The organism is Pseudomonas sp. KSR10 (assembly GCF_022355455.1).
In the GTDB taxonomy this organism is placed as follows: Bacteria; Pseudomonadota; Gammaproteobacteria; order Pseudomonadales; family Pseudomonadaceae; genus Stutzerimonas; species Stutzerimonas stutzeri_E.
In genome coordinates this window covers 265,327-288,053 of record NZ_JAKOEN010000011.1, presented here as the reverse complement: position 1 = coordinate 288,053, position 22,727 = coordinate 265,327, and the positions used below count along the sequence as shown (strand labels likewise).

Genomic DNA, 22,727 nt, shown 5'->3' with positions numbered 1-22,727 from the left:
AAAACCGACACTCATGATCCATGACGATCTCTGGACCTTCGCCCTCAGCTGCTATGCACAGCCCGGTGTGGAGGCAACCTGTCTTGAACTGCAAGCTGCAGGTGCTGATGTTTGCCTGCTATTGACCGGCGCCTGGCTGGAATGCCGCAGCGTCGGCTGTGATGACGCGCGGCTTGCTCAATTGAAAAATATCAGCGACGACTGGCGGACCAGTGTGGTCGCCCCGCTACGCAACCTGCGCCAGGGCTGGCGCCAACAGGCCATTTCGGACGACGATCTGGCGGGTTTGCGCGCACGCGTGAAGAGGCTGGAACTGGACGCCGAACAAGTCCAGCTCCAGCGTTTGCAGGATGCAGCGCGACATTGGCCGACAGGCTGCAGGCCAGCCGACTGGCTGGAACGACTCTCCATCGACTTGCGCGGCGAGACACGCATGCCGATAGCCATCCTGCGACGTGCAGCAGCGGCTCAACTCGCAGCGGGCGAAGACTGACCGCTTGTTTCGCGTTTGGCCGCGGTCGGTTTGCGTGCTGCCGGTTTCTTCGCAGCCGTCGGCTTGGCTGCCGAAGCCGGTTTGGCAGGGCCAGACTTGGCAGCTGTGCTCGCGGGCCGGCGCGCAGCATTCGCCGCTTTCGCTACGGGCGCCTTGGCTTCGGAGGGCTTATCCGTGGCGCTGCTTTTGGCGCTGGCCGGTCTGGCTCGCGCCGCACGTGCAGGCACCTTGCCTGACGCTGCCTTGCTATCTGCTGAGACGTCGGCGGCCGGTTTGGCTACATTGGGAGTAGCTTTGGTTCGGCTCGCAACACGAGGGGCGGCGGGCTTGTCGCGCGACACCAGCGCTTGGGCGGCGGCTTTTTCGACCTGGGTAACGCCCTGAGCCAGTTTCAGGCTCTGTTCCGCGTCGCGTTTCAGTTCAGCCAGGTAACTCAGCGTTTCACTCTGCCGCGCCTGCAACACGGCGAGCACATCGTCCAGCTCGGCCAGTTTGGCGCGAGCCTTGGTCTGCGCCTTCGATTTGCCAGCATTACCGGCGTCATCAAGCTTGGCGCGCGCCTTGACGATTTTCTCCTGCGTCTTGCCACGCTGTTTTTCGAGCTGCGCCAACAGAACTTCAGCGTCCCTCTGCGCCTCGCTACAGGCCTTCTGCAGATGCACCACCAAACTGTGCGAAAGCTGCTGCAACAGATGCAGCGGAGTGCTGACGGGGTTTTTCTTTGCAGCCATGAAGACGTCTCCTGACGAAATGGATGCAGCCACCAAATAAGGTTCCCAGGCAATCGCCATAGGCCGCGGCTAAAACCGCAGCCACTCTATACAGGACCAGCTTCAAGCGGTAGCGGCGGTCTGTTTATGCGCGGTGTGGAGGACTTCGATCAGACAATCTTCCAACTCGAAGCGCTCATGCAATAACGGCCCCAGTCGCTTCAGCTCATCGGGCAAATCCGGGCTGCTCAAGCAATCGCCTTTATCGCAACGGTCATTGAAGGCCACCGCTACCTCGGTAATGGCTTCGATTCGCGGATAGATCTGACGGGCGAGTTCGAGGCCGCGCTCATCGCCGAACGCTTCGGCCTCATTGAGCAGTTGCTCGTAGATTTCGAAATGACCGGCCGACACGTAGTCGAGCAGAATTTCGCAGAATTTCTGCAAGGCGGAACGGCTGGCAACAGCCTCACCGACATGCAATCCATCGAATGCGTTGATCAATGCATGGCGTTCTTGCAGCCAGCGGTCGATCAGCAAGTGCACACCTCCCCAGCGTTCCTGGGCGTTCCGACAGCTCTCGAGCATGATGACCTCACTTCCCTAATCGATGATGCCTGTTGCGCCTTCCGAGACGGTTATTGTCTTGGGATATCGGCCTTGGGTGAGTGACAGCGACGGACGGAAACCGACGCTGCCAGAGCAGACTAAGCTGAGGCGATCGATGCATCAAGCAGCACAGACCAAATTACTCCGAGCAATCAAATGTCCATCGCTTCGCTCTGGATCATTGACCACCAAGCGCAGCGATCATTCGCTCACCCTGACGAAAAGCCTCAATCGCGTCGCAACAGCTGCCAGAGACAGAAAACCACCATCCCGATGAACGCCAACAAGGTCCATTCCGGGATGCTCATCCCCAGCAATGTCCAGCTGACTTCAGCGCATTCGGCCGTACCATGGAGCACCAGACGGGCAATCTCCTGGAACGGTAACGCATCCATCATGTACTCGAGACTGGGCAAGCAGCTCGGCAGTTGGTCGGCAGGCATGTTCTGCAGCCAAATCTGACGAATGGCCGTGGCACCGCCTGCCACCGCGAACAGCAGCGCCACCGCCGAATATACGCGGCGACCGGTTTTGTGCGGCCCGTGAAGCGCGGCAATCAGGCAGACCAGGCCGAAGCCGATAACGCAAATACGCTGAACGATGCACAGGGGGCATGGCGCGAGCCCGACCACATGCTCGAGATACAGTGCAGCGATCATCATCAGCACGCAGCCGATGAATGCCAGAAGAAACAGCGAACGTGGGCTGGCCAGGTTCATGGTGACTCCGCAGACAGGAAAAGTTCGCTACGGTAGTGCTGCGCGCGGCGAGCTGCAAGCCATACGGAAATCGGCGCAACGGCACGGGATGGCCGTCACGCCACGCGCCCACTGGTTGCTAGCTGCCGTTGACCACTTGCAACCGGTTGTTGCTGGACTGATCGAGAAGCCCGAGCCCTTCCTGAAATAGGCGATTGCTACGCTCTTTGTCACCCAGCTGGGCCAGCAAGCGCGCCAGCTCGGCGCAGGTTTGCGGACGATGCTCGAGCCGCAGGCTCGCTTCCAGATAGTCCCGCGCCTTGCCCCAGAACTCGTTGCGGAGGCTCAGGCGGCCGAGCGCGAGCAGCAATTCGGGGTTGTCCGGATGCGCCTTGAGCCAGGCCTCCGCATGGGCCAATTGGCGTGAAGGCTCGCGCCCACGAACGCGACCGTAGCGCTCGATTAGGAGGTCGTCGAACTGGCGCTTGAGCGCGGCATACAGGATTTCCTCCGCCTTTTCCTCCACGCCCAGCCGGCTCAAGCCATCCGTATAGGCACGTACCAGCAGCGGTTCGTTACGCAATTTACTCGGTACGGTTTGCCAGCGCTGATTCAGCGCCTGCTGCGCGCCCTCCGAGGTCGCGGCTTGCACCTGCCCCACCTGCTCCAGAGCGGCGGTCCAGGCCAGCCGTTCCAGCTCATCTAGCCGAGCGGGAGGCAGCACGCGGTGCTTGCGCAGCTCTGGTAGCAGCCGGCACAGGGCAGGCCAGTCCTGCAGTTGCACGTAAAGCTGCTGAAGCAAGGTCAGCACATAGGGATGGCGCGGGTGATCGCTGTGCAATGCATTCAGGGACTCACGCGCCGCATCGTACTGGCCGCGAGCGATTTGCAACTGGGCCTGTGTCAGTCCTACAGCCAGGCCGGCTTCGGGTTCGCGTTCGCGGGCTTTGCGCAGCAACTCATCACTTTGCTCATACTCGCCCAGCTCGCTCGCGGCACGGGCGGCACCGAGATAGTGCACCAGCGGTTGGCGATCATGCTCGGCGGCGATACGCAGGTGCCCGAGCGCAAGCCCCCACTGTCCTTCGGCCAGCTCCCGCAATCCCGCGCGCGAGGCCTTGGCTACACGGCGCGCGCGATGGCGCCGGGACCAGGGATTGACCAGTGCGCCGGACGCATGAAGCAATCCGATAACCCAGTGAACCACCATCGCCAACAGCCAGAGACAGGCGATCAGGCCCAAAAATATCCAGAAGCTCGATTCATAGCGAAAGCGGTCATAGCTGATCAGAACGTAGCCGGGGTCTTGGTAAATGGCCCAGCCGAAAAAGCCGACCACCACTAGCAGGATAAGAACAACAAAGGCCAGTCGCTTCATGTGCGCAGATCCCCTTCGGCCGCTTGGTCGGCCTCGCCGGCCGGCTCACCGCGCTCGGCAGGAGCGGCAGCAGGTTCGCTGTTTTGGGACGATTCACGCTTTTGCACATAGGCCTGCATGGCCTGTAGCGCCGGCGCTAGATCCGGCAGGGTGACCGACACCTGCCGCTTCGCCAGCTGCTCGATGCGATCACGCAAACCTCGGCTCTGGCCGTTTTCCTCGCTGAAGTGGTCTTCGATCAGCCGGGCGGCCTGATCCAGCGATTGCCGATAGACTTGTTCGTTGCCATTGAGCACCGCCCACTGCGCCTGCTCGATGGCCAACGATAGGGCGAGCCGCACTTGCGCCAGGCTCTGGCCAGCCAGCAGTGGTTTGACATCGGTCCCGGCATTGAAATCGATCCGCACGTAGCGCGTCAGCTCGTCCAGCCATTGCCGCCAGCGGCTTTCGTTCTGCATATCTGGCGTGCCGGGGCCGTTTTCGAACTCAGGGGCCAGGCCGCTGAGCTGATTGGCCTGTCCACGCAGCGCGCCCAGTTGCATGAACAGGCCGGTCCGATCCAGATCCGGCAGGCTGCGCAAGGCCTCGAGCCCCTCCAGCAGTTTCTGACGTGCACCATACGCGCCCGGATCGTCCTGCTTGCGCAAAATCAGATCCGCCTCGGCAATCAAGGATTGCGCACTGTTCACGTCTTGCATGGCCGACAGACGCAACATCGCCATACGCAACAAATGTTCGGCCTCAGCCAACCGCCACTGTTCTCGGCTCGCCCCCAGCACCTGCTCCACCCGCCCCGCGAGCCGCTGCTGATCACTCTGCAACTCGGAAAGCAGGCGACGCCGGTCTTCCAGCTGTTCCGCCGAAGGCAGCTGCTCCAACCGTCCGAGACGACTGGCCAGCTGTTGATTGCGCGTGTCCAACTGACTCGCCTGCTCACGGGTCGCCTGTACCGCATCGAGCTGCTGGCGCTCCCGCTCAGCCAATTGCTGGGTCTGCCAGACGCTGTAGCCTCCAGCAGCCAGACCGGCCAGGCCGACCAGCAGAGCCAGGCCGGCCAGCGCTTTACCGCCGCGGGAATCGGTCGCAACAGGGGTGGTTTTGGGTGGCGGAGCCTTGGGTGGCTCTTTCGAATCTTTCGTGTTCTCTTTCTCGACGGGCTTCGGTGGGGTGACGGGATCGCTGCCCGTGGGTTGTTTCGCTGTCTTATCGGAATCTGCTTCGCTCACGTTTCCATCCTTTGCATCAGGAGGCGGGCTCGGGATTGCCCCGTAGCGCCGCCAGCAAAGCCGCGGTTCCGGCACCACGGCAGTCCACTATTCTCTTGGCGCCCAAAGACGCAGCCATTCCGGCCACCCGAGGGCTAGGTACGAACAAGGGTAGCTCACGCAGCATGGGCCAGTCGTCCCCTGCCAGTTCGTGCAGGGACTCTAAACCCTGCCCACTGCTGACCACCACGGCATTCAGCCGTTCCGAACGAAGGGTCTCGATCAGTGCGCCTGGGTGATAGTCGGGTAGGCAGCGCCGGTACAACTCAAGGCTGTCGACCTGGGCACCGCGGTGGCGAAGCGTTTCGGCAATATGTTCGCGACCGCCTTCACCGCGCAGGATCAAGACTTTCGGGTCCGCTATGTCGAGCGCCGCAGTCAGACGCGGCAGCGACAGGAGAGCCTCGCTGTCGTCGCCACGATCAGGCCAACAGGCATTCACGCCATGGTCTTTCAGGATGGCCCCTGTAGCAGCACCAACGCTGAACCAAGCTTGGCCAGGCGATGGCTGCAGCCCATAGCGATCGAGCAATGCCAGACCCAGCCTCGCCGCTGGCTTGCTCACTACCACCACCGCGCCATAACGATCCAGCTCGCGTATCGTGGTGCGCTGCCCCACGGTCTCGTCCAATGCTTCGATCGCGAGCAGTGGCAGGCTCGCGCTGTGGATACCCGCCTCAGACAGCGCTGCAGCCAAGGCGACGCATTCTTCAGCCGGACGCGTCAGCAGCAGACGCCAGCCGCTCACGCCTTGCCGGCCTCACCGTAAACGTCCTGCAGGATCTTGGCCGCGCCTTGTGCCAGCAGCGCTTCGGCAACGCGCACGCCGAGCGTTTGCGCATCGGTGGCCGGAGCACGGTCTTCGGCGCGCAACAGCAAGGTGCCATCCGGCTGTCCGACCAGGCCGCGCAACCACAACTGATCGCCTTCAAGCACTGCATAACAGGCAATCGGTACTTGGCAACCGCCATTCAGATGACGATTCAGTGCACGCTCAGCACTGACACGCAACGCCGTCTGCGGATCGTTCATGCACTGCAGTAGTTGATGCAGCTCCGTATCGCCAGTCCGGCATTCGATACCGACTGCACCCTGGCCTCCTGCTGGCAGACTGTCTTCGACGCCGATGCTGGAGCGGATGCGTTCACCGAAACCAAGGCGGATGAGACCGGCCGCGGCGAGGATGATGGCGTCGTACTCGCCGGCATCGAGCTTGGCCAGACGGGTGTTGACGTTGCCGCGCAGGAACTGAATCTTCAAATCCGGGCGGCGCGCCAGCAATTGCGCCTGACGCCGCAGGCTGGAAGTACCGACGATCGCTCCCGGCGGCAATGCATCGAGATTCTCGAAGCGATTGGAAACAAAGGCGTCGCGGGGATCTTCACGTTCGCAAACGCAGTACAGGCCGAGCCCTTCGGGGAACTCCATCGGCACGTCTTTCATAGAGTGCACGGCAATATCTGCCTGGTTCTCCATCAGCGCCGTTTCCAGCTCCTTGACGAACAGCCCCTTGCCACCGATCTTCGCCAGCGGAGCATCGAGCAGCTTGTCACCGCGACTGACCATCGGCACCAGGCTGACGGACACGTCGGGATGAGCAGCCTCAAGGCGCGCCTTGACATATTCGGCCTGCCACAGGGCCAGGGCACTTTTTCGGGTGGCGATGCGAATTTCGCGGGACATGGGCAATTCCTGGCAAATGAACTGCCGCCGATGATAACAGGCCGGGCAACCCGGCTGGATTGGCAGGAATCAAGGAAAGTAGCGTGGAGCTAGAAGCTAAAAGCTAGAAACGGCGCAGCATGGTGCGTCCCTGCATCAACCCAGCCCCCACCGCGCAGCACTCGCTCACGGCCCTGCGGCCACCAATCAGCTTCTGACTCAAAGCTGCGCCTCAAAGGTTCTGCATCAGCTTACGCACACCGGCGACATGTCTCCGGCTGACCGTCAGCGGCTCACCTTCTAGGCCCTTGAGAAACAACTGGAAATGACCAAGCGGCGTGCGCTGTAGGCGTTCGATGCGGTCCCGGTACACCAGGGCGTTGCGATGAATGCGTACGAAGCGGTCGCCGAACTCGTCCTCGAGCGCCTTGAGCGGCTCGTCCAACAGCACCTCGCCGCCCTCGTGACGCAGGGTCACGTATTTATGATCGGCGATGAAATAAATCACCTTGGGCAGCGGAATCAGCTCGATGCCCTTGCGAGTCCGGGCGCTGATATGGCTGCGAGGTCCGGTCCCAGAAACCGCCGCAGGACGTGTGAGTGCGGCAAGCTGGACCCGGTTCGGGCGCTCAGCCTTCTTCAGCGCCTCGGCCAGATGCTCCGGGCGCACTGGCTTGACCAGATAGCCGACCGCACTGACCTGGAACGCGTCCAGCGCGAATTCGTCATGGGCCGTACAGAAAATCACGGCCGGAGGGGCATCGCGCTCGCAAAGCTTGGCAGCGACCTGAAGACCATCGAGGCCTGGCATACGGATATCCAGCAACACGACATCGGGGCGCAGTTCCTCGATCAGGGACAGCGCCTCCTCGCCGTTGGCGGCGGAAGGTTCCAGGACACGATAGCCGTCAAGATCACCTACCAGTCGGCTAAGGCGCTCGCGGGCTAGAGGTTCGTCATCGACAATCAGCACATTCATATGGATCTGGCTTCCTGCTTTTGTGTCGCACACGGATAGCGTAGACAGGTGTAGTGACGGGCGTTATGCCGCTTCACGCTGAGACTCGCTGCGGGACCGAAAAGTGCCGTTAGTCGTGCGTCTATATTGTGCAGGGCCTGCTGCGTGCCCCGGGATGGCGGCGTTTGGGCGGCCTCATCAAAGGGATTGCTGACCTCCAAATGAAACACGCCATCGGCATAATGCGCCGCCACGCTGACCATTCCTCCCTCGATCCGAGGCTGAATACCATGAATCAGCGCGTTTTCCAGTAGCGGTTGCAAAGTCAGCTGAGGAATCGGCAGATCATCCGGAACGCCCTCCACCTGCCATTCGATCTGCAGCCGCTCGCCAAGACGGTAATGCTCGATCGACAGGTAGCGGCGCGACAGCTCCAGCTCCTCGCTCCAGGGCACCAGCGTTCCGGGACGCGCCAGGCTGGCGCGAAACAGATCGGACAGGTCCAGCACCGCCTGCTCGGCCTTGCTCGGATCCGTCGCGACCAGACTGGCGATACTGTTCAGGCTGTTGAACAGAAAATGCGGACGAATGCGCGCTTGCAGCGACTCGATGCGCGCCTTGAGCTCGGCCTGCTCCTGTCGCCGCCACTGGCTCTGGAGGTAGAAGTAGCGCAACAGCAGCCCCGACATGATCAGACTGATCAATGCATGTCGCAGGTACAAATTGACCTCACCGACACGAGTCAGCGGCCCGCCCAACTGGTAGATATCGGCCACCGCCGTGCAAGCCAGCGTCAGCCCAACCACCAAGGCGCAGCAGGCCAGGCCCGCCAGCCAGGGCGACAATCGCGCCAGTAACGGCCTCAACTGGCAGGTCAGGCCGGCCGATAGCAGCATCACCCACTGCACGAACAGCGATGTCAGCGCCAGACGCATCCAGTTGAAGCTCGGCTGCATCGGCTCGGCCAGCACCAATACCAGCACCAGTAGTTCGGCGAGCAAAACCAGTCCGAGAAGCGCTTCTGGCTCGCACAATTCGGGCACGAAGAAGTCATCGGTCTGGGCAGCTGGGCGTGACCGGCTGGAGGTTTTTATTTGCATGGAGTGAGTTTCCGCGCGGCTAGGACACAAAGCAATGAGCAGACCGGGGAAGGTCGAATGGCTGCCACCGCATCTGTAAACGCCTTAGTCTATCGACGCCTCAAGAACCGGAAGTACTAAGCCTTCGCAACTTGCGCGCGGAATCGAATTGGCGACGGTTCATCGGGGCGGTTAAAGACACGAACGGCCTGGCCGATACCGAAATAGTGGCTTAATGATTGCATTGCGCCTACCGACCATTGGCCGCCCGGGGCGGCAGGAGTATGAGCCGTGCTGCTGTTTTCCTCTTTGCGTAGCCGTTTGCTGCGTCCGGTATTTCTCACATTGTGTGCGGCGGTGGTGGTGCAGGTTGTGGTCGCTCTCGCACTGACGAGGGGCACTATCGGCGCGCTGGAGCAGGAAATTCGGAAAAGCCTGGACCAGGACGCCGCGCGCCTGCTGGGCGAACTTCAATCCGCTGATGTGGAAGTGCGAAGCGGTCTTTCCAGTCTGTCCGAGCGCATGCGAGGCGATCTCGCCCAAGGCCTGACGCAGCGCCTTACCGGCGAACAGGCACAGCTGCAGGACGTGCTCGAACGCCACCTCAAGCAATCCGGCGATGACTTGGCCATTTTGCTGGCTGGCGTCGCGCCTTCGGCGATCTGGGACAACGACATTCCCGCGCTGACCGAGTTCGTCAGGATGGCGCACCGAAACCCGGCGGTCGTCTTCGTCGTTTATTTCGATGCCGGCGGCAATCAACTCACCCGTCATCTGAATCGCAAGGACCCGAGAATCAAGGCACTGCTCGACAAGGGCAACGGTCGATCCGCTTTCGACAAGGTTCTGTCCGCAGCCGCGAACGACCCGGCGCTGTACCTCGCTAAGGCCGCCATCAACCCCAAGGGCGCCGTCATTGGCCAGGTTGTTCTCGGCTTGTCCACATCGGCGGTAGACGCCGAGCTCGCCGCCTTCGACAGCCGGTTCCAGACGCTGATCGAGGGCACCGTGAAACTGGTCGAAACCGGCCTTGCCGCCACTGCCAGCGACAGCGCAAAGGTATTGGCTGCGCGCCTGACGGCTGCTGCGGAAGTGGCGCAAGCCCTCGATGCGAACAGCCAGAAGGCCGTGAAACAGTCGGCGACCAGCCTGCTGTGGAAAATCAGCCTCGGCCTCGCGATAACTGGCGCGCTCCTGCTGATTGCCGTGACGCTGGTGCTGGGCCGTCGGGTCTTGCGGCGCCTGGGTCTGTTGGTGACGGCGCTGCGCGACTTGTCGGCCGGCCACGGCGACCTCACCCAACGCGTGAAGATTCACAGCACGGACGAAGTGGGCGACATGGCCGATGCCGTCAACCTCTTCCTGGCCAAACTTCAGCCCATCGTCCAGGAAGCGCGCGCGATCGCCGTGCAGACCGGTACTGAAATCGCTGCGCTGAGCAGCCGCAGCACTGCCGCAGCGACCGCTGCCGAGCGCCAGCGCGATGAGGTGGCCGGCAGCCTACAGGCGCTTGCGGACATGACGCACCGCGCCCAGGAAGAAAGCCAGGCAATGCAAGCTGCGCTGGAGCAGGTGATTTCGATCCGCAAGGCGGCTCTCGACAACGAGGCCATCTCGGACCAGGTCGAAAAAACCATCGCAGCACTCGGCGAAGGCGTACGCAGCAGCACCGAGGTGATCGAGAAGCTGGCCAAGCAGAGCGAACAGATCGACGTCGTGCTGACCGTGATCCAAGGCATTGCCGAACAGACCAACCTGCTCGCGTTGAATGCGGCCATCGAGGCAGCTCGTGCCGGCGAAAGCGGCCGCGGCTTTGCCGTCGTGGCCGATGAGGTACGAGCGCTGGCCAGCAAGACCCAACAGTCCACCGGCGACATCCGGGCGCATATCGAGAGCCTGCAGCAAGGTGCGCGGACTGCCGTATCGACCATCAGCAGCACAGGCGAGCAGGCCGACAGCGGCTTGGCTTCGCTCACGACCAGCCGCGAGCTGCAGCGCACGCTCCAGCTCGCCGTGGCGCAGGTGCATGACACCGTACAGGAAGCGACAGCGGGTGCCGAACGGCAGGCCAGTACTGCGTCCGATGTCCGCGCCCGGGTGCAGGTGATCCTGACCGAGGCCGAACGATCGGCCGACGCGGTTACCGCCACCGCCACCAGTGGCCGAGCGCTAGGCAATCTGGCAGACCGGCTCGAAGCCAGCCTGGGTCAGTTCAGGGCGTGACGGGAAATCGTGCCGGGTAGTCGCTCAGGTTTGAGCGCGATCCTAGCCGACGTCGCTTCCGGGCGGCTCCCCGGTTGGCCAAAGACCGGGGAGCGCATGAGGGGCCACTGAACCCTGTTATTATTCGGCCTTTCTTTCGCCCATTCCGATTCTGCGAGCGCATTCATGAGCACCGACAAGACCAACCAGTCCTGGGGCGGCCGCTTCAGCGAGCCCGTCGACGCCTTCGTCGCCCGATTCACCGCCTCCGTCGAGTTCGACAAGCGCCTGTACCGCCACGACATCATGGGCTCCATCGCCCACGCCACCATGCTGGCAAAGGCCGGAGTGCTGAGCGATGGCGAACGTGACGAGATCATCGCCAATCTGAAGGACATCCAGGGCGAGATCGAGGCTGGCAGCTTCGACTGGCGCGTCGATTTGGAAGACGTGCACATGAACATCGAAGCACGACTGACCGACCGCATCGGCGTGACCGGCAAAAAGCTGCACACCGGACGCTCACGCAACGATCAAGTCGCCACCGACATCCGCCTGTGGCTGCGGGATGAAATCGGCACCATCCTCGGCGAAATCCCCCGCCTGCAGCAGGGCCTGCTCGGACTGGCGGAAGCGGAAGCCGATACGATCATGCCCGGTTTCACTCACCTGCAAACGGCACAACCGGTCACCTTCGGGCATCACCTGCTGGCCTGGTTCGAGATGCTCTCGCGCGACTACGAACGCCTGGTCGACTGCCGCAAGCGCACCAACCGGATGCCGCTGGGCTCGGCCGCACTGGCCGGCACCACCTACCCGATTCAGCGGGAAATCACCTGCGAACTGCTGGGTTTCGATGCGATCTCCGGCAACTCGCTGGACGGCGTCTCCGATCGCGACTTCGCCATCGAGTTCTGCGCCGCCGCCTCGGTGGCGATGATGCACCTGTCGCGATTCTCCGAAGAGCTGGTGCTCTGGACCAGCGCGCAGTTCCAGTTCATCGACCTGCCGGACCGCTTCTGCACCGGCTCCTCGATCATGCCGCAAAAGAAAAACCCGGACGTGCCGGAGCTGGTTCGCGGCAAAACCGGACGCGTGTTCGGCGCGCTGAGCGGCCTGCTGGTGCTGATGAAAGGCCAGCCACTGGCTTACAACAAGGACAACCAGGAAGACAAAGAGCCGCTGTTCGACGCCGCCGACACCCTGCGCGACTCGCTGCGCGCCTTTGCCGACATGGTCCCGGCGATCAAGCCGAAGCGCGAAATCATGCGTGAAGCGGCGCTGCGCGGCTTCTCCACCGCGACGGATCTGGCCGACTACCTGGTGCGCAAGGGGCTGCCCTTCCGCGATTGCCACGAGATCGTCGGTCATGCAGTGAAATACGGTGTCGACAGCGGCAAGGATCTGGCCGAAATGAGCCTCGACGAGCTGCGCCGGTTCAGCGACCAGATCGACGAGGATGTCTTCGCCGTGCTGACCCTAGAAGGCTCGGTGAATGCCCGCGACCACATCGGCGGCACCGCCCCGGCGCAGGTTCGCGCGGCCGTCCAGCGCGGCCGCGAACTGCTCGCCTCGCGTTGATACGCAACCTGAAGAACAGTCGACGACTTCGTTCGTCGGCTGTCCCAGCGTGGTCAATTCCCTGGCTGCGCCGATTGCCCATCATCGTGGCCAGGCGCTGAAGTACGCTCCGCCGCCCGTCCAAGCCACACGTTCAGCTGGAAGTCTGTACATGCCCTTGAATATCCGTCATGCCACCCGAGAAGACGCAGCGTTGATCCTGCGCTTCATCACCGAACTGGCGATCTACGAGCGCGCCGAGCACGAGGTCAAGACTGACGTCGCTGGCATCGAAACCAGCCTGTTCGCAGAGAATGCCAGCGCCAGTGCGCTGATCTGCGAGAGCGATGGCCAACCGATCGGTTATGCGGTGTATTTCTTCAACTACTCGACCTGGCTCGGCCGCAACGGCCTGTACCTCGAAGATCTTTACGTCACCCCCGAGGCTCGCGGCACCGGTGCCGGCAAGGCGCTCCTCAAATATCTCGCGCGCCTTGCGGTGTCCCGTGGTTGCGGGCGCTTCGAGTGGTCGGTATTGGACTGGAACGAGCCGGCGATTCGTTTTTACGAATCACTGGGTGCGCGCCCGCAGGACGAATGGACGACCTATCGCCTGACGGGCGACGCGCTGCAGGCGCTGGCAGAGCAGGTCTAAGATCGACTCAAGGGGGAACTCGACCGACCGGATAGCGCCAAACGCGTTAATGCCCGAGTTGCTCTCCCTTATGACCGACCTCAAAACGCTGTTGCTCAATCAGGACACCGTAGGCGCTGAAGTCTTCGACTCGCCGAAGGAGCGGTTGAATTTCTATCGTTCGGAGATTCATTTCGAGTCGACGCTACTGGCCAGCCGCACCAGCGGCTACCTGTCTTCGCAGTCGTTTCTGATGATTGCCTTCGCCTCTTCCATGGCCAATACCAATCCCGACTGGGGAAGCCTGTTCAGGCTGGTTGTGCCGAGCGTGCTAGCGCTGCTTGGACTGCTCACCTCGCTGCATGCGATACCCGGCATCCGGGCGAGCTTCGACGTGATAGAGCGCTGGCATCGCAAGCAGGCCGAGCTGCTGCAGACCGAAGGCAATGTCGGCCTGCTACCCAACCACGATTCTGCCCTGTTCGGCGAGGGAAATAGCCCGCCGGGAGGAGAGCGCTACAAACGTACACTGCTGTTCTCGCTGCGCACGCCCGTCATTTTTGGCGCCGTTTGGGCGCTGCTGGGCGCATTCTGCATCGTTCTTTATTTCTTCGGCTGATCAGAGCCAGTCGCGGAACTTGAACCAGGCATAGGGAATGATCGCGGAGACCACCATCATGCCCAACGCCATGGGGTAGCCGAGCGACCAGCCAAGTTCGGGCATGCGCTCGAAGTTCATGCCGTAAACCGTCCCCACCAGCGTAGGGGGCAGGAACAGCACCGCGGCGATCGAAAACACCTTGATGATGCTGTTCTGCTCGATATTGATCAGGCCCAGGGTGGCATCGAGCAGGAACGCGATATCGCCGAGCAGGCGTGCCTGGTGCTCGCCCAGTGATCGCACGTCCCGCTCCAGCGCCTTCAATAGGCCCTTGGCGACGCCCTGTTTGGGCTCGTCGGCATGCAGACGATAGAACGCGATCAGTCGACTCGAACTGAACAGGCTTTCGCCCAGCTGCGACAGCAGCGAGCGATGCTGCCCGAGCTGTTGAATGATCTGCTGCAGGTCCCTGCGGTGCTCCTTTCCTTCATCGAAGATGCGCCGCGACAAGGCCTGCAATTCGATTTGCACGCTTTCCAGCACGTCCGCGATGCGATCGACCACGGCGTCGGCCAAGGCGAGGAAGATCTGATGACTGGTGGCGTAGTTGGACGGCTGCCGTGAGCTCTTGGATTCGAACTGGCGAAACGCGCTGAGTTCGCTGTACCGCACCGTCACCAGGCGGCGCTTGGTCAGCACGAAGGTCACCTCGGCATTTTCCGGGCGCCGATCGGCGATCCCCATCACCACCGTGGTGGTCATGAAGATGGCGCCGTCCTCGTCGTAGAACCGCGACGAATCCTCGATTTCCGCCAGTTCTTCGCGGGTCGGAATATCCAGCCCCAGTTCCGACTCGACAAAGCGCTCTTCCTGTTGATCAGGCGACAACAGGTCGATCCACAGCACGTTATCGGGCAGCGTCTGCAGGCTTTCGGCAACGCGACGCACCAGCGCGCCATTTTCAAGGCAGTACAGAGTGATCATTGCTGCGGTCGTGCTCCTTGATGGTCCATAGTAGAAATAGAGACCGGCCCAAGCGAAGCGTTCAGAGGTTCGCGGCTGGCGCCAGCTTGCCGGGACTCGCCGAAACCCGCTATCGAGATTTTTCCTGACGAGAGTTGCGACATGAACGATGCCACGTCCGATGAAGATGAAAGCTTCGCCGAAGAAACCCTGATCCAGGCGATCGAAAACCAGCTCGAAGCCGGCGAGCCTGCCGCCGCGCAGGCTACGCTGAACAAACTGACCCTGGTCGGCTACGAACGCGACGAGATTCTCAAGCTGATGGCCCTCGTCCTCGCCCGCGAGATTCGGCAGATGCTCGAGCAAGACCGCGCATTCGACGTCGAGAGCTACGAAACGCAGCTGCGCAATCTGCCTGATCTCGCCGAATAGGCGAAGAGTGCGGCACGTCGCGGCGCACAGCATCTACACTTCGCAAACCGGGCCAAGGCCCACCACCCGAAGGAACAGTCATGTCCTATACCCCCGAACTGGTAGCCGAGCTGGAAATCCTTAGCCTGTTCAACCTCGACAACACACTCGAAGGTCTGAAAGTCCATCAAGACGCCGATCAGGCAGCGATCGCCGCTGCTCGCCGGCTGCATACCAAAGGCCTGACCACTCAACCCGACGGCGGCTATCTGACCAGCCTCGGCCGTGACGCAGCCGAGCACGCGCAAGCGCTGCTGACGATCCTTTCGGAAACCGTCCCGGCCTGAATTCGTTCGGTTCTTCGCGAGAGCACCGCGCCGACTGAATTGCGCCATAGCGCAACCGTTCTGTCGGCCGGCAGCGATTGTTGCTGTTCTTCCTCTTCCTGCCTTGCGTTTTTCCTCCGGCCTTCAGCCATGTTATTTTTCCGCCCTTTCTGCCTCGCTCAACAGGCGGATCCCAATCGCTTTCACGAACAATCTGAATGACCCGCCACCAGGAAATCCGCCCCGTTCTCGAAGAGGGTATCGACCGCAAGGTACTCGGCGTCCTGCGCGACCGCTTTCTGTCAGTGAATGCCGGACGCCTGGAGCGTACCCGGCTGGCGATGTCGCCACGTCAGCAAGCGGTGCTCAAATTGTTGCCGCTGCTGTTTCATGTCAATCACCCGATTCTCCCGGGGTATGTGTCGGGAACCACGCCAGCTGGACTGGCCGGCTTCGAACCGGACGCCGAAACCCTCGCCGAAGCTCAGCGCCTGAGCCGCTCGTTCGCCTACAAGCCCCTGCGCGGCAAACCACCGCAGCCGATCCTCGGCCTGTTCCTTATGGGCAGCCTGGGTACCGTTGCCCAGGGCGAGCAAAGCGATCTGGATGTCTGGGTCTGCCATGATCCAGAGCTGCCTGCACCTCGGCTCGATGAGCTGCAGCGAAAGTGCGAGCAGTTGCAGGCCTGGGCCGCGACCCAAGGTAGCGAGGCGCATTTCTTTCTGGTCGACCCGGTGCGTTTCACCCAGGGTGCGCGCGAAGCGAAACTGACCTCCGATGACTGCGGCACCACCCAACACTACCTGCTACTCGACGAGTTCTACCGCACCGCCATCTGGCTCGGTGGCCGCACACCGCTTTGGTGGCTGGTGCCGGATTACGAAGAGCATCGTTACCAGGATTACGTCCGCACCCTGCTAGATAAACGCTTCGTGCGCAGCGACGAGGTGCTGGATCTCGGCAGCCTCGGCAATATCCCGCCGGGCGAATACCTAGGTGCGGGCCTCTGGCAGCTGTACAAGGCCATCGAATCGCCCTACAAGTCACTGTTCAAGTTGCTGCTGGTCGAGGTCTACGCCAGCGAGCATCCTCAGGTGCGATGCCTGAGCCTTGATTTCAAACAGGCGGTTTACGCCAACCGCCTGGAACTGGACGACCTCGATCCCTATATCGTCGCGTACCGCCGGATCGAAGCCTATCTGGTCGAACGCGGCGACATGGAACGCATGGCCCTGTTACGGCGTTGCCTGTATTTGAAGGTCAACAAGCCCCTGAGCAATCCGCCAATCGGTCGCCGCAAGAGCTGGAAGCGACACCTGCTTGAACGCCTCACCCGCGACTGGGGCTGGGACGAGCGACAGTTCGCCCTGCTCGATCGTCGCAGCCAGTGGAAAACCCGACAGGTTGATCAGGAGCGCCGAGCGCTGGTCAACGAGCTGACTTATGGCTATCGCTTCCTCAGCGAATTCGCCCGACGCCTGCAGATCACCAGCAGCATCAACGGGCGTGATTTCGGCGTGCTCGGCCGGCGCCTGCATGCAGCCATCGAGCGCAAGGCGGGCAAGATCGAAGCGATCAATCTGGGCATCTCGCCTGACATGGCCGAGCACAGCTTGACGCTGGTGCAGGGCTACGACGCGGCCTCCGATATCTCTTGGGCGCTCTATGAGGGCAATCTGAACGCCCGGGAAGTCACGAACCACTCGCCGCTGAAGCGCTCGCGTGATCTGATACCGCTGCTCGGGTGGTGTCATCGCAACGGCATAGTCGATAGCGCCACCCACGTCGCGCTACACCCGGGCGATAGCGGATTGAGCGAAGCCGAGCTGTTCTCCTTGCTGACCGATCTGCGTCAGGCCTTTCCCATGCCGCCCCCTGCCGTAGCCGAGGATGCACTGTTGACGGCGGCGGTACCGACCCAGGTGCTGCTGCTGGTGAATATCGGACTCGACCCGTTCAGCCCTGAGCACCCGCTCTCGCCCGACGAGCGCAACGATCCGTTCGGCTATGGCGCAGCGCGGGAAAATCTTGTCCTGAGCATCGATCGCCTCACCCTGAATAGCTGGAACGAGCTGATCGTCAGTCGCTACGAGGGCGCTTCGGCACTGCCCGATTGCCTGCGCGATTACCTTGACGAACTGCCCGCGCGCGGTGTTCGCCCCGCTCTGCAGGTGCGCTGCTTCTGTCGCCACTCCGGCCTGGCCATCGCACGGCGGGTGGAAACGCTCTTCAGCGACGCTCAGAGCGGCCTCGACGAAGCGAGCGACGGCCGCTACCTGCTGCAGGTACGCCAGCATTTTCACGTGCTCGACCTGACTGCAGGCAACGTCCATCACACGAAGCTGAGCGACCTGCAGGCCCTGGTCGAACATTTGGGCGAGGCACACCAGCGCGCTCGCCCGCTGCGCGTGGATCGACATGCCTTGGAAGGCCAGGACCTGGCGCTGATCCTGGCCCAGGCCAGAGCGCAATGCCTACAGGTGTTCTATCGCATCCAGGGAGCGATGGCGGAGCTGACGGTGTTGGACGAATTCAATGCCCTGTGGCGTCAGCAGGTGCCGTATCGCGACGAGCAGACCCTGCTGACGCCATTGCTGCGCTTCCTTCAGTCGGTGAGCTACCGCCGCACCACTCAGCTGCCGTTCGAAGAAAGCCGTCTGGCGGCCATGGACATCCTCTTCTACCGGCTACAACAGGCTTCGCCGGATCGCCCCTTGGCTGTCGAGCGCCGAGCGGCACCGCGCGAGGAAGCCAGCGATCCGCTCTACGACATCCAAGCGATCATCGAACCCAGCGAAAAGGGCCGCTCGCAGGTAGCGCTGTATTGCAACCATCAGGAGTTTTCCAGCCTGGAATATGGCGCCGGGCTCTTCGCCGCGGTAGCTCGCTACATCCTCGCCCAACGGAGCGGTGGCGAACGTTATCCCTGCTACATCACCGACCTGGATCTGTCCGGTCTGCACGGTGGGGGGAGAACCCAGACCGTGCAGCATCTGCGCTACAAAGCGCATCTCGAAGCAGCGCTCAATCAGGCACTGGGGTCGGTCTGAACGGACGCGACGCGAGGACTAAAACGCTCGTTACAGACCAACGTCGCCGGCCGCTTCAGGTTGGTACTCGACCGCCAGCAACGTGAGTTTGAGCACCTTGCCGCCAGGGGTCGGCCAATCGATGTGCTGGCCGACACTCATGCCCAGCAGGGCGGTACCTACCGGCGCCAATACCGATACGGTGCCCTCCTTCCCGGCATCCTGCGGGAAGACCAACGTAAGATGGTAGTCCTTGCCGCTCCCCTCCTCGCGGCAATGGACGCGCGAGTTCATCGACACCACGCCAGCAGGCAGCTCGCTACGCTCGACCACCTGGGCACGCGACAACTCTTCTTCGAGCGCCTCGGCGGCCGCACCGTAGTCAGCCAGGCTGTCGAGCAGCCGCTCGAGCCGCTGCAAATCAGGTTGAGTGATGATAATGGGCGGTGCACTGGCCATGGTTCCGGGTGAGCTCCTGTAAAAAACGTCGGTGGGTAAAAAAGCAAAACCCCGCCCGAAGGCGGGGTTTTTTAACCTGCACTCGACCCTATCACAGCTCATTAAATAAGCAAGGGTGCCGGAAAAATCACGGCCCAGGTACGGCGACCCGGCTCAGGCAGCGTCTCGCATCACAAGTCTTCGAATTCGAGCGCCTCGCCCCCCTGCTCCTGCGTAACCCGGGCCAATAGTTCACCGAGTCGCTCGTCGTTGGTGTCACAGATCCACAACGACGCGGCTTCGTCGTAGTCGAAGTGGAAGCCGCCCGAACGCGCGGCCACCCACAGTTGACGCAACGGCGGCTGACGGCTGAAGATCAACTGCGTGCCGTTTTCGAAACGCACGGTGAGAACGCCACCGGAATTGTCCAGATCGACATCCATGCCGCTGTGATCGAACACATCCTCGATTTCTTCCTGCGCGGCATCGACAAGATCGTGAAAGCGGGCTTCGCTCAGACTCATGAATCGTTTTCCTCGGTGCGGTTTTGTACGGCGGGACAGGGCCGCCGACGATGCCGACGAGCTTAGCAGGCCACCGCCGCGTCTAGCGAGCGGCTGTCGGAGCGGTCGCCCGATGTGGCTGCCGACGAGCGCGGCCACATAGGCAATCCGGTAGGTGCTGGGTATACTCCGGCCCATCGATTTTCAAGGATTGCCCCCAATGAAGCGTCTACTGCTTCCACTTATTGCACTCGCGGTTCTCGCTTCCGCACTTAGCGGCTGCGGCCAGAAAGGCCCGCTGTATCATCCGGACGACGAAGCAACCGCCAACGAACGTTCCAAAGACCGTTTCGAACTGTAAAGGAGGCATTCCATGGAGGCCTTCTCGTACCGCGACGGTCAACTCTTCGCGGAGGGCGTGGCGCTGCCCGCTCTCGCGCAGCGCTTCGGCACCCCTACCTACGTCTATTCGCGCGCCCATATCGAGGCCCAGTACCGCGCCTATTCCGACGCGCTGCAAGGCATGCCGCACCTGGTCTGCTTCGCGGTCAAGGCTAACTCGAATCTAGGCGTGCTCAACGTACTGGCTCGCCTCGGTGCCGGTTTCGATATCGTGTCGCGCGGTGAATTGGAGCGCGTGCTGGCAGCAGGCGGGCAGCCTGAGCGCATCGTGTTTTCCGGCGTCGGCAAGACCCGTGATGACATGCGGCGCGCGCTGGAAGTCGGCGTGCACTGTTTCAACGTAGAATCCACCGACGAGCTCGAACGTCTGCAGCAGGTCGCTGCCGAGCTCGGTGTAATGGCGCCGGTGTCGCTACGGGTCAATCCCGATGTGGATGCCGGCACCCATCCGTATATCTCCACCGGCCTCAAGGAAAACAAGTTCGGCATCGCCATTGCAGACGCCGACGCGGTCTACGGCCGCGCTCACGCGTTGAGCAACATTGACGTGATCGGCGTCGATTGCCACATCGGCTCGCAGCTCACCACGCTGCCACCGTTTCTCGACGCGCTAGACCGCTTGCTGGCACTCATCGATCGTCTGGCCGTGCGGGGCATCCGCATTCAGCACCTGGATCTGGGTGGCGGGCTCGGTGTGCGCTATCGCGAAGAGCAACCGCCGCTGGCCGGCGATTACATACAGGCGGTGCGCAAGCGCATCGACGGGCGCGACCTGGCGCTGGTGTTCGAACCCGGTCGCTCGATCGTGGCCAACGCCGGTCTGCTGCTGACGCGTGTGGAGTACCTCAAGCACACCGAACACAAGGACTTCGCCATCGTCGATGCGGCGATGAACGATCTGATCCGCCCGGCGCTGTATCAGGCCTGGATGGACGTGGTGCCCGTGCAGCCACGCGAGGGTGATGCGCGTCACTACGACATCGTTGGCCCGATCTGCGAAACCGGTGATTTTCTCGCCAAGGAACGCCCACTGGTCCTGGCCGAAGGCGACCTACTGGCGGTTCGTTCGGCTGGTGCCTACGGTTTTGTCATGAGTTCCAACTACAACACCCGCGGCCGAGCCGCCGAAGTGCTGGTGGATGGCGACGAAGTCTACGAAGTGCGCCGCCGCGAGAGCGTGCAGGAGCTATACGCCGGCGAAAGCCTGCTGCCTGCCTGAGGCCACGACGATGCTTTTGCGTTTTACCAAGATGCACGGCCTGGGTAATGATTTCATGGTCATCGACCTGATCAGCCAGCACGCGCATATCCAGCCGAAACACGCCAAGCAATGGGGCGATCGGCATACCGGCGTGGGCTTCGATCAGCTGTTGCTGGTCGAGCCGCCGCACGATCCCGATGTTGATTTCCGCTACCGCATCTTCAACTCGGACGGTTCCGAAGTGGAGCAATGCGGCAACGGTGCGCGCTGCTTCGCACGCTTCGTGCTCGACAAGCGTCTGACCATGAAGCGGCAGATTCGCGTCGAGACCAAAGGCGGGATCATCGAGTTGGACATCCGCCCCGACGGGCAGATCAGTGTCGACATGGGCCCTCCACGTCTGGTGCCGGCCGATATTCCGTTCCTGGCTGATGGCGAAGCCCTGAGCTATCCGTTGAATGTCGACGGCCAGCAGTTAGAGATCGCCGCGCTGTCCATGGGCAACCCACACGCCGTGTTGCGGGTGGATGACGTCACCACCGCGCCGGTGCATGAACTGGGGCCGAAGATCGAGCACCACCCGCGCTTCCCGCAGCGAGTCAATGCCGGTTTTCTGCAGGTGGTTGACCGCCAGCACGCGAAACTGCGGGTTTGGGAACGTGGCGCTGGCGAAACCCAAGCCTGCGGCACCGGCGCGTGCGCCGCAGCGGTCGCTGCGATTCGCCAGGGCTGGATGGACTCACCCGTACAACTCGATCTACCGGGTGGCCGTTTGTCCATCGAATGGGCAGGACCAGGGCAGCCGGTTATGATGACCGGTCCCGCCGTTCGCGTTTTCGAAGGACAAGTTCGCCTATGACCGAGCAAAACCAGGATAAGCCGCACCTGCCGGACGCCGAAACCGTCGTGGCCTATCTGCGCGCCCATCCGGAATTCTTTGTCGATCACGACGAGTTGATTCCCGAGCTGCGCATCCCCCACCTGCCCGGCGGCGCCGTGTCGCTGGTCGAGCGGCAGGTGAAGCTGCTACGTGAACGCAACATCGAAATGCGCCATCGCCTGTCGCAGCTGATGGATGTGGCTCGCGACAACGACAGGCTGTTCGACAAAACGCGCCGGCTGGTCCTCGACCTGCTGGACGCCAACAGCCTGGAAGAAATCATCGGCGCGGTGGATGAAAGCCTTCGGCATGAGTTCCAGGTGCCCTATGTCAGCCTGATCTTGTTCAGCGATTCGCCGTTGCCGGTTGGCCGCAGCGTGACCGCCGCCGACGCGCAGCAGGCCATTGGCGGCCTGCTCGGCACCGGCAAAACCGTCTGCGGTGTACTGCGCCCGCATGAGCTGGCGTTTTTGTTTGGCGAAGAAGAAAGCAGCGGCATCGGCTCGGCCGCGGTGGTTGCGCTCAACCAGCAGCAAGGCATCCTGGCGATCGGCAGCCAGGACCCGCAGCATTACAAGAGTTCGCTGGGCACGCTGTTTCTCGGCTATATCGCCGAGGTGCTGACGCGCGTCCTGCCGCACTACTCAGCACCGCTGCGCTCGGTACGTTAGACGCCGCTGGACGCTGGAAGCCAATGCACGAACCACGAGCACTTCGTCCGGCTT

23 protein-coding genes and 1 pseudogene are annotated in these 22,727 nt (G+C 62.1%); 12 read left to right on the top strand and 12 right to left on the bottom strand.

The genetic code is table 11. The features are described from left to right. The first annotated feature begins 13 nt into the window (after window positions 1-13). A complete protein-coding gene (locus MCB86_RS05190) occupies window positions 14-493 on the top strand; it encodes a TIGR02444 family protein (RefSeq protein ID WP_239610183.1) in 480 nt (159 codons plus the stop codon). Here the strand turns inward: MCB86_RS05190 and MCB86_RS05185 are convergent. From MCB86_RS05185 to MCB86_RS05145, 9 genes are all read right to left on the bottom strand, one after another. After that, on the bottom strand, window positions 469-1,224 hold the full coding sequence (locus tag MCB86_RS05185) for an AlgP family protein (RefSeq protein WP_239610181.1): 756 nt from the start codon (window positions 1,222-1,224) through the stop codon (window positions 469-471). The two genes, MCB86_RS05190 and MCB86_RS05185, sit on opposite strands and share 25 nt — an antisense overlap. Window positions 1,225-1,326: 102 nt before the next feature. Beyond that, a complete protein-coding gene (locus MCB86_RS05180; protein WP_045160465.1) occupies window positions 1,327-1,791 on the bottom strand; it encodes an Rsd/AlgQ family anti-sigma factor in 465 nt (154 codons plus the stop codon). Window positions 1,792-2,039: 248 nt separating this feature from the next. After that, the gene (locus MCB86_RS05175) at window positions 2,040-2,531 is read right to left on the bottom strand and encodes a disulfide bond formation protein B (protein WP_045160464.1); all 492 of its coding nucleotides are present in this window, start codon (window positions 2,529-2,531) and stop codon (window positions 2,040-2,042) included. A 118-nt stretch (window positions 2,532-2,649) separates the two neighbouring features. After that, entirely contained in the window at window positions 2,650-3,888 is a 1,239-nt protein-coding gene (locus MCB86_RS05170; protein WP_239610179.1) for a heme biosynthesis HemY N-terminal domain-containing protein, read from the bottom strand. Next, window positions 3,885-5,114: a uroporphyrinogen-III C-methyltransferase gene (locus tag MCB86_RS05165; RefSeq protein WP_239610177.1), complete on the bottom strand. Its 1,230-nt coding sequence runs from the start codon at window positions 5,112-5,114 to the stop codon at window positions 3,885-3,887. The genes MCB86_RS05170 and MCB86_RS05165 overlap by 4 nt, the downstream gene beginning before the upstream one ends. Window positions 5,115-5,130: 16 nt before the next feature. Continuing rightward, window positions 5,131-5,901, bottom strand: coding sequence for a uroporphyrinogen-III synthase (locus tag MCB86_RS05160; protein WP_239610176.1), 771 nt, complete (start codon window positions 5,899-5,901; stop codon window positions 5,131-5,133). After that, window positions 5,898-6,836, bottom strand: a complete 939-nt coding sequence (gene hemC, locus MCB86_RS05155) for a hydroxymethylbilane synthase (RefSeq protein ID WP_045160458.1) — start codon at window positions 6,834-6,836, stop codon at window positions 5,898-5,900. Before hemC ends, MCB86_RS05160 begins: the two co-directional genes overlap by 4 nt. Window positions 6,837-7,047: 211 nt before the next feature. Beyond that, on the bottom strand, window positions 7,048-7,794 hold the full coding sequence (locus MCB86_RS05150) for a LytTR family DNA-binding domain-containing protein (protein ID WP_045160455.1): 747 nt from the start codon (window positions 7,792-7,794) through the stop codon (window positions 7,048-7,050). Further along, a complete protein-coding gene (locus tag MCB86_RS05145; RefSeq protein ID WP_045160453.1) occupies window positions 7,791-8,873 on the bottom strand; it encodes a sensor histidine kinase in 1,083 nt (360 codons plus the stop codon). Before MCB86_RS05145 ends, MCB86_RS05150 begins: the two co-directional genes overlap by 4 nt. 270 nt (window positions 8,874-9,143) lie before the next feature. Between MCB86_RS05145 and MCB86_RS05140 the strand changes: the two genes are divergently transcribed. The 4 genes from MCB86_RS05140 to MCB86_RS05125 all read left to right on the top strand — a co-directional run bounded on the left by MCB86_RS05140 (window position 9,144) and on the right by MCB86_RS05125 (window position 13,867). Next, window positions 9,144-11,075, top strand: a complete 1,932-nt coding sequence (locus tag MCB86_RS05140; protein WP_239610174.1) for a methyl-accepting chemotaxis protein — start codon at window positions 9,144-9,146, stop codon at window positions 11,073-11,075. A gap of 165 nt (window positions 11,076-11,240) precedes the next feature. Next, window positions 11,241-12,635, top strand: coding sequence for an argininosuccinate lyase (gene argH, locus MCB86_RS05135; RefSeq protein WP_239610171.1), 1,395 nt, complete (start codon window positions 11,241-11,243; stop codon window positions 12,633-12,635). Between the two features lie 151 nt (window positions 12,636-12,786). Beyond that, window positions 12,787-13,269 (top strand): GNAT family N-acetyltransferase, encoded by a 483-nt coding sequence (locus MCB86_RS05130; protein WP_239610169.1) that lies wholly within the window; start codon window positions 12,787-12,789, stop codon window positions 13,267-13,269. Window positions 13,270-13,339: 70 nt separating this feature from the next. After that, entirely contained in the window at window positions 13,340-13,867 is a 528-nt protein-coding gene (locus MCB86_RS05125) for a hypothetical protein (protein ID WP_045160447.1), read from the top strand. On the opposite strand, the gene MCB86_RS05120 is transcribed toward MCB86_RS05125, so the two are convergent. Next, complete coding sequence (locus MCB86_RS05120) at window positions 13,868-14,833, bottom strand: magnesium transporter CorA family protein (RefSeq protein ID WP_045160445.1); 966 nt, start codon at window positions 14,831-14,833, stop codon at window positions 13,868-13,870. It lies immediately after the preceding gene. Between the two features lie 153 nt (window positions 14,834-14,986). Here MCB86_RS05120 and MCB86_RS05115 point away from each other — a divergent pair. The 3 genes and pseudogenes from MCB86_RS05115 to MCB86_RS05105 all read left to right on the top strand — a co-directional run. Next, a pseudogene (locus MCB86_RS05115) lies at window positions 14,987-15,244 on the top strand (hypothetical protein); the annotation flags it as partial. An 80-nt stretch (window positions 15,245-15,324) separates the two neighbouring features. After that, window positions 15,325-15,570, top strand: coding sequence for a TIGR02647 family protein (locus MCB86_RS05110; protein ID WP_045160442.1), 246 nt, complete (start codon window positions 15,325-15,327; stop codon window positions 15,568-15,570). 197 nt (window positions 15,571-15,767) lie between these two features. Further along, entirely contained in the window at window positions 15,768-18,599 is a 2,832-nt protein-coding gene (locus MCB86_RS05105) for a class I adenylate cyclase (protein ID WP_239610167.1), read from the top strand. Window positions 18,600-18,629: 30 nt separating this feature from the next. On the opposite strand, the gene rnk is transcribed toward MCB86_RS05105, so the two are convergent. Both rnk and cyaY read right to left on the bottom strand, forming a co-directional pair. Beyond that, window positions 18,630-19,037, bottom strand: a complete 408-nt coding sequence (gene rnk / locus MCB86_RS05100) for a nucleoside diphosphate kinase regulator (protein WP_239610165.1) — start codon at window positions 19,035-19,037, stop codon at window positions 18,630-18,632. 170 nt (window positions 19,038-19,207) lie between these two features. Then, window positions 19,208-19,540: an iron donor protein CyaY gene (gene cyaY, locus MCB86_RS05095; RefSeq protein ID WP_045160437.1), complete on the bottom strand. Its 333-nt coding sequence runs from the start codon at window positions 19,538-19,540 to the stop codon at window positions 19,208-19,210. A gap of 199 nt (window positions 19,541-19,739) precedes the next feature. Here cyaY and MCB86_RS05090 point away from each other — a divergent pair, with 199 nt between their 5' ends. Genes MCB86_RS05090 through MCB86_RS05075 form a run of 4 tightly spaced genes read left to right on the top strand, consistent with a single transcriptional unit; the run spans window position 19,740 to window position 22,673 of the window. Further along, window positions 19,740-19,880 (top strand): lipoprotein, encoded by a 141-nt coding sequence (locus MCB86_RS05090; RefSeq protein ID WP_045160435.1) that lies wholly within the window; start codon window positions 19,740-19,742, stop codon window positions 19,878-19,880. A 12-nt stretch (window positions 19,881-19,892) separates the two neighbouring features. Continuing rightward, window positions 19,893-21,140 carry a diaminopimelate decarboxylase gene (lysA, locus tag MCB86_RS05085; protein ID WP_045160433.1) on the top strand — a complete coding sequence of 416 codons (1,248 nt, stop codon included), beginning with the start codon at window positions 19,893-19,895 and terminating at the stop codon, window positions 21,138-21,140. Window positions 21,141-21,150: 10 nt separating this feature from the next. Further along, a complete protein-coding gene (gene dapF / locus MCB86_RS05080) occupies window positions 21,151-21,981 on the top strand; it encodes a diaminopimelate epimerase (protein ID WP_239610163.1) in 831 nt (276 codons plus the stop codon). Beyond that, a complete protein-coding gene (locus MCB86_RS05075; protein WP_239610160.1) occupies window positions 21,978-22,673 on the top strand; it encodes a DUF484 family protein in 696 nt (231 codons plus the stop codon). Before dapF ends, MCB86_RS05075 begins: the two co-directional genes overlap by 4 nt. The last annotated feature ends 54 nt before the right edge of the window (window positions 22,674-22,727 follow it).

What these genes read in the sequence shown, in the direction of transcription:
- MCB86_RS05145 (WP_045160453.1), bottom strand. Translation starts at nt 8,873, where the DNA reads ATGCAAATAAAAACCTCCAGCCGGTCACGCCCAGCTGCCCAGACCGAT.
- cyaY (WP_045160437.1), bottom strand. Translation starts at nt 19,540, where the DNA reads ATGAGTCTGAGCGAAGCCCGCTTTCACGATCTTGTCGATGCCGCGCAG.
- MCB86_RS05170 (WP_239610179.1), bottom strand. Translation starts at nt 3,888, where the DNA reads ATGAAGCGACTGGCCTTTGTTGTTCTTATCCTGCTAGTGGTGGTCGGC.
- argH (WP_239610171.1), top strand. Translation starts at nt 11,241, where the DNA reads ATGAGCACCGACAAGACCAACCAGTCCTGGGGCGGCCGCTTCAGCGAG.
- MCB86_RS05185 (WP_239610181.1), bottom strand. Translation starts at nt 1,224, where the DNA reads ATGGCTGCAAAGAAAAACCCCGTCAGCACTCCGCTGCATCTGTTGCAG.
- rnk (WP_239610165.1), bottom strand. Translation starts at nt 19,037, where the DNA reads ATGGCCAGTGCACCGCCCATTATCATCACTCAACCTGATTTGCAGCGG.
- MCB86_RS05075 (WP_239610160.1), top strand. Translation starts at nt 21,978, where the DNA reads ATGACCGAGCAAAACCAGGATAAGCCGCACCTGCCGGACGCCGAAACC.
- MCB86_RS05150 (WP_045160455.1), bottom strand. Translation starts at nt 7,794, where the DNA reads ATGAATGTGCTGATTGTCGATGACGAACCTCTAGCCCGCGAGCGCCTT.
- MCB86_RS05175 (WP_045160464.1), bottom strand. Translation starts at nt 2,531, where the DNA reads ATGAACCTGGCCAGCCCACGTTCGCTGTTTCTTCTGGCATTCATCGGC.
- MCB86_RS05180 (WP_045160465.1), bottom strand. Translation starts at nt 1,791, where the DNA reads ATGCTCGAGAGCTGTCGGAACGCCCAGGAACGCTGGGGAGGTGTGCAC.
- MCB86_RS05120 (WP_045160445.1), bottom strand. Translation starts at nt 14,833, where the DNA reads ATGATCACTCTGTACTGCCTTGAAAATGGCGCGCTGGTGCGTCGCGTT.
- MCB86_RS05190 (WP_239610183.1), top strand. Translation starts at nt 14, where the DNA reads ATGATCCATGACGATCTCTGGACCTTCGCCCTCAGCTGCTATGCACAG.
- lysA (WP_045160433.1), top strand. Translation starts at nt 19,893, where the DNA reads ATGGAGGCCTTCTCGTACCGCGACGGTCAACTCTTCGCGGAGGGCGTG.
- MCB86_RS05125 (WP_045160447.1), top strand. Translation starts at nt 13,340, where the DNA reads ATGACCGACCTCAAAACGCTGTTGCTCAATCAGGACACCGTAGGCGCT.
- MCB86_RS05105 (WP_239610167.1), top strand. Translation starts at nt 15,768, where the DNA reads ATGACCCGCCACCAGGAAATCCGCCCCGTTCTCGAAGAGGGTATCGAC.
- hemC (WP_045160458.1), bottom strand. Translation starts at nt 6,836, where the DNA reads ATGTCCCGCGAAATTCGCATCGCCACCCGAAAAAGTGCCCTGGCCCTG.
- MCB86_RS05130 (WP_239610169.1), top strand. Translation starts at nt 12,787, where the DNA reads ATGCCCTTGAATATCCGTCATGCCACCCGAGAAGACGCAGCGTTGATC.
- MCB86_RS05110 (WP_045160442.1), top strand. Translation starts at nt 15,325, where the DNA reads ATGTCCTATACCCCCGAACTGGTAGCCGAGCTGGAAATCCTTAGCCTG.
- dapF (WP_239610163.1), top strand. Translation starts at nt 21,151, where the DNA reads ATGCTTTTGCGTTTTACCAAGATGCACGGCCTGGGTAATGATTTCATG.
- MCB86_RS05090 (WP_045160435.1), top strand. Translation starts at nt 19,740, where the DNA reads ATGAAGCGTCTACTGCTTCCACTTATTGCACTCGCGGTTCTCGCTTCC.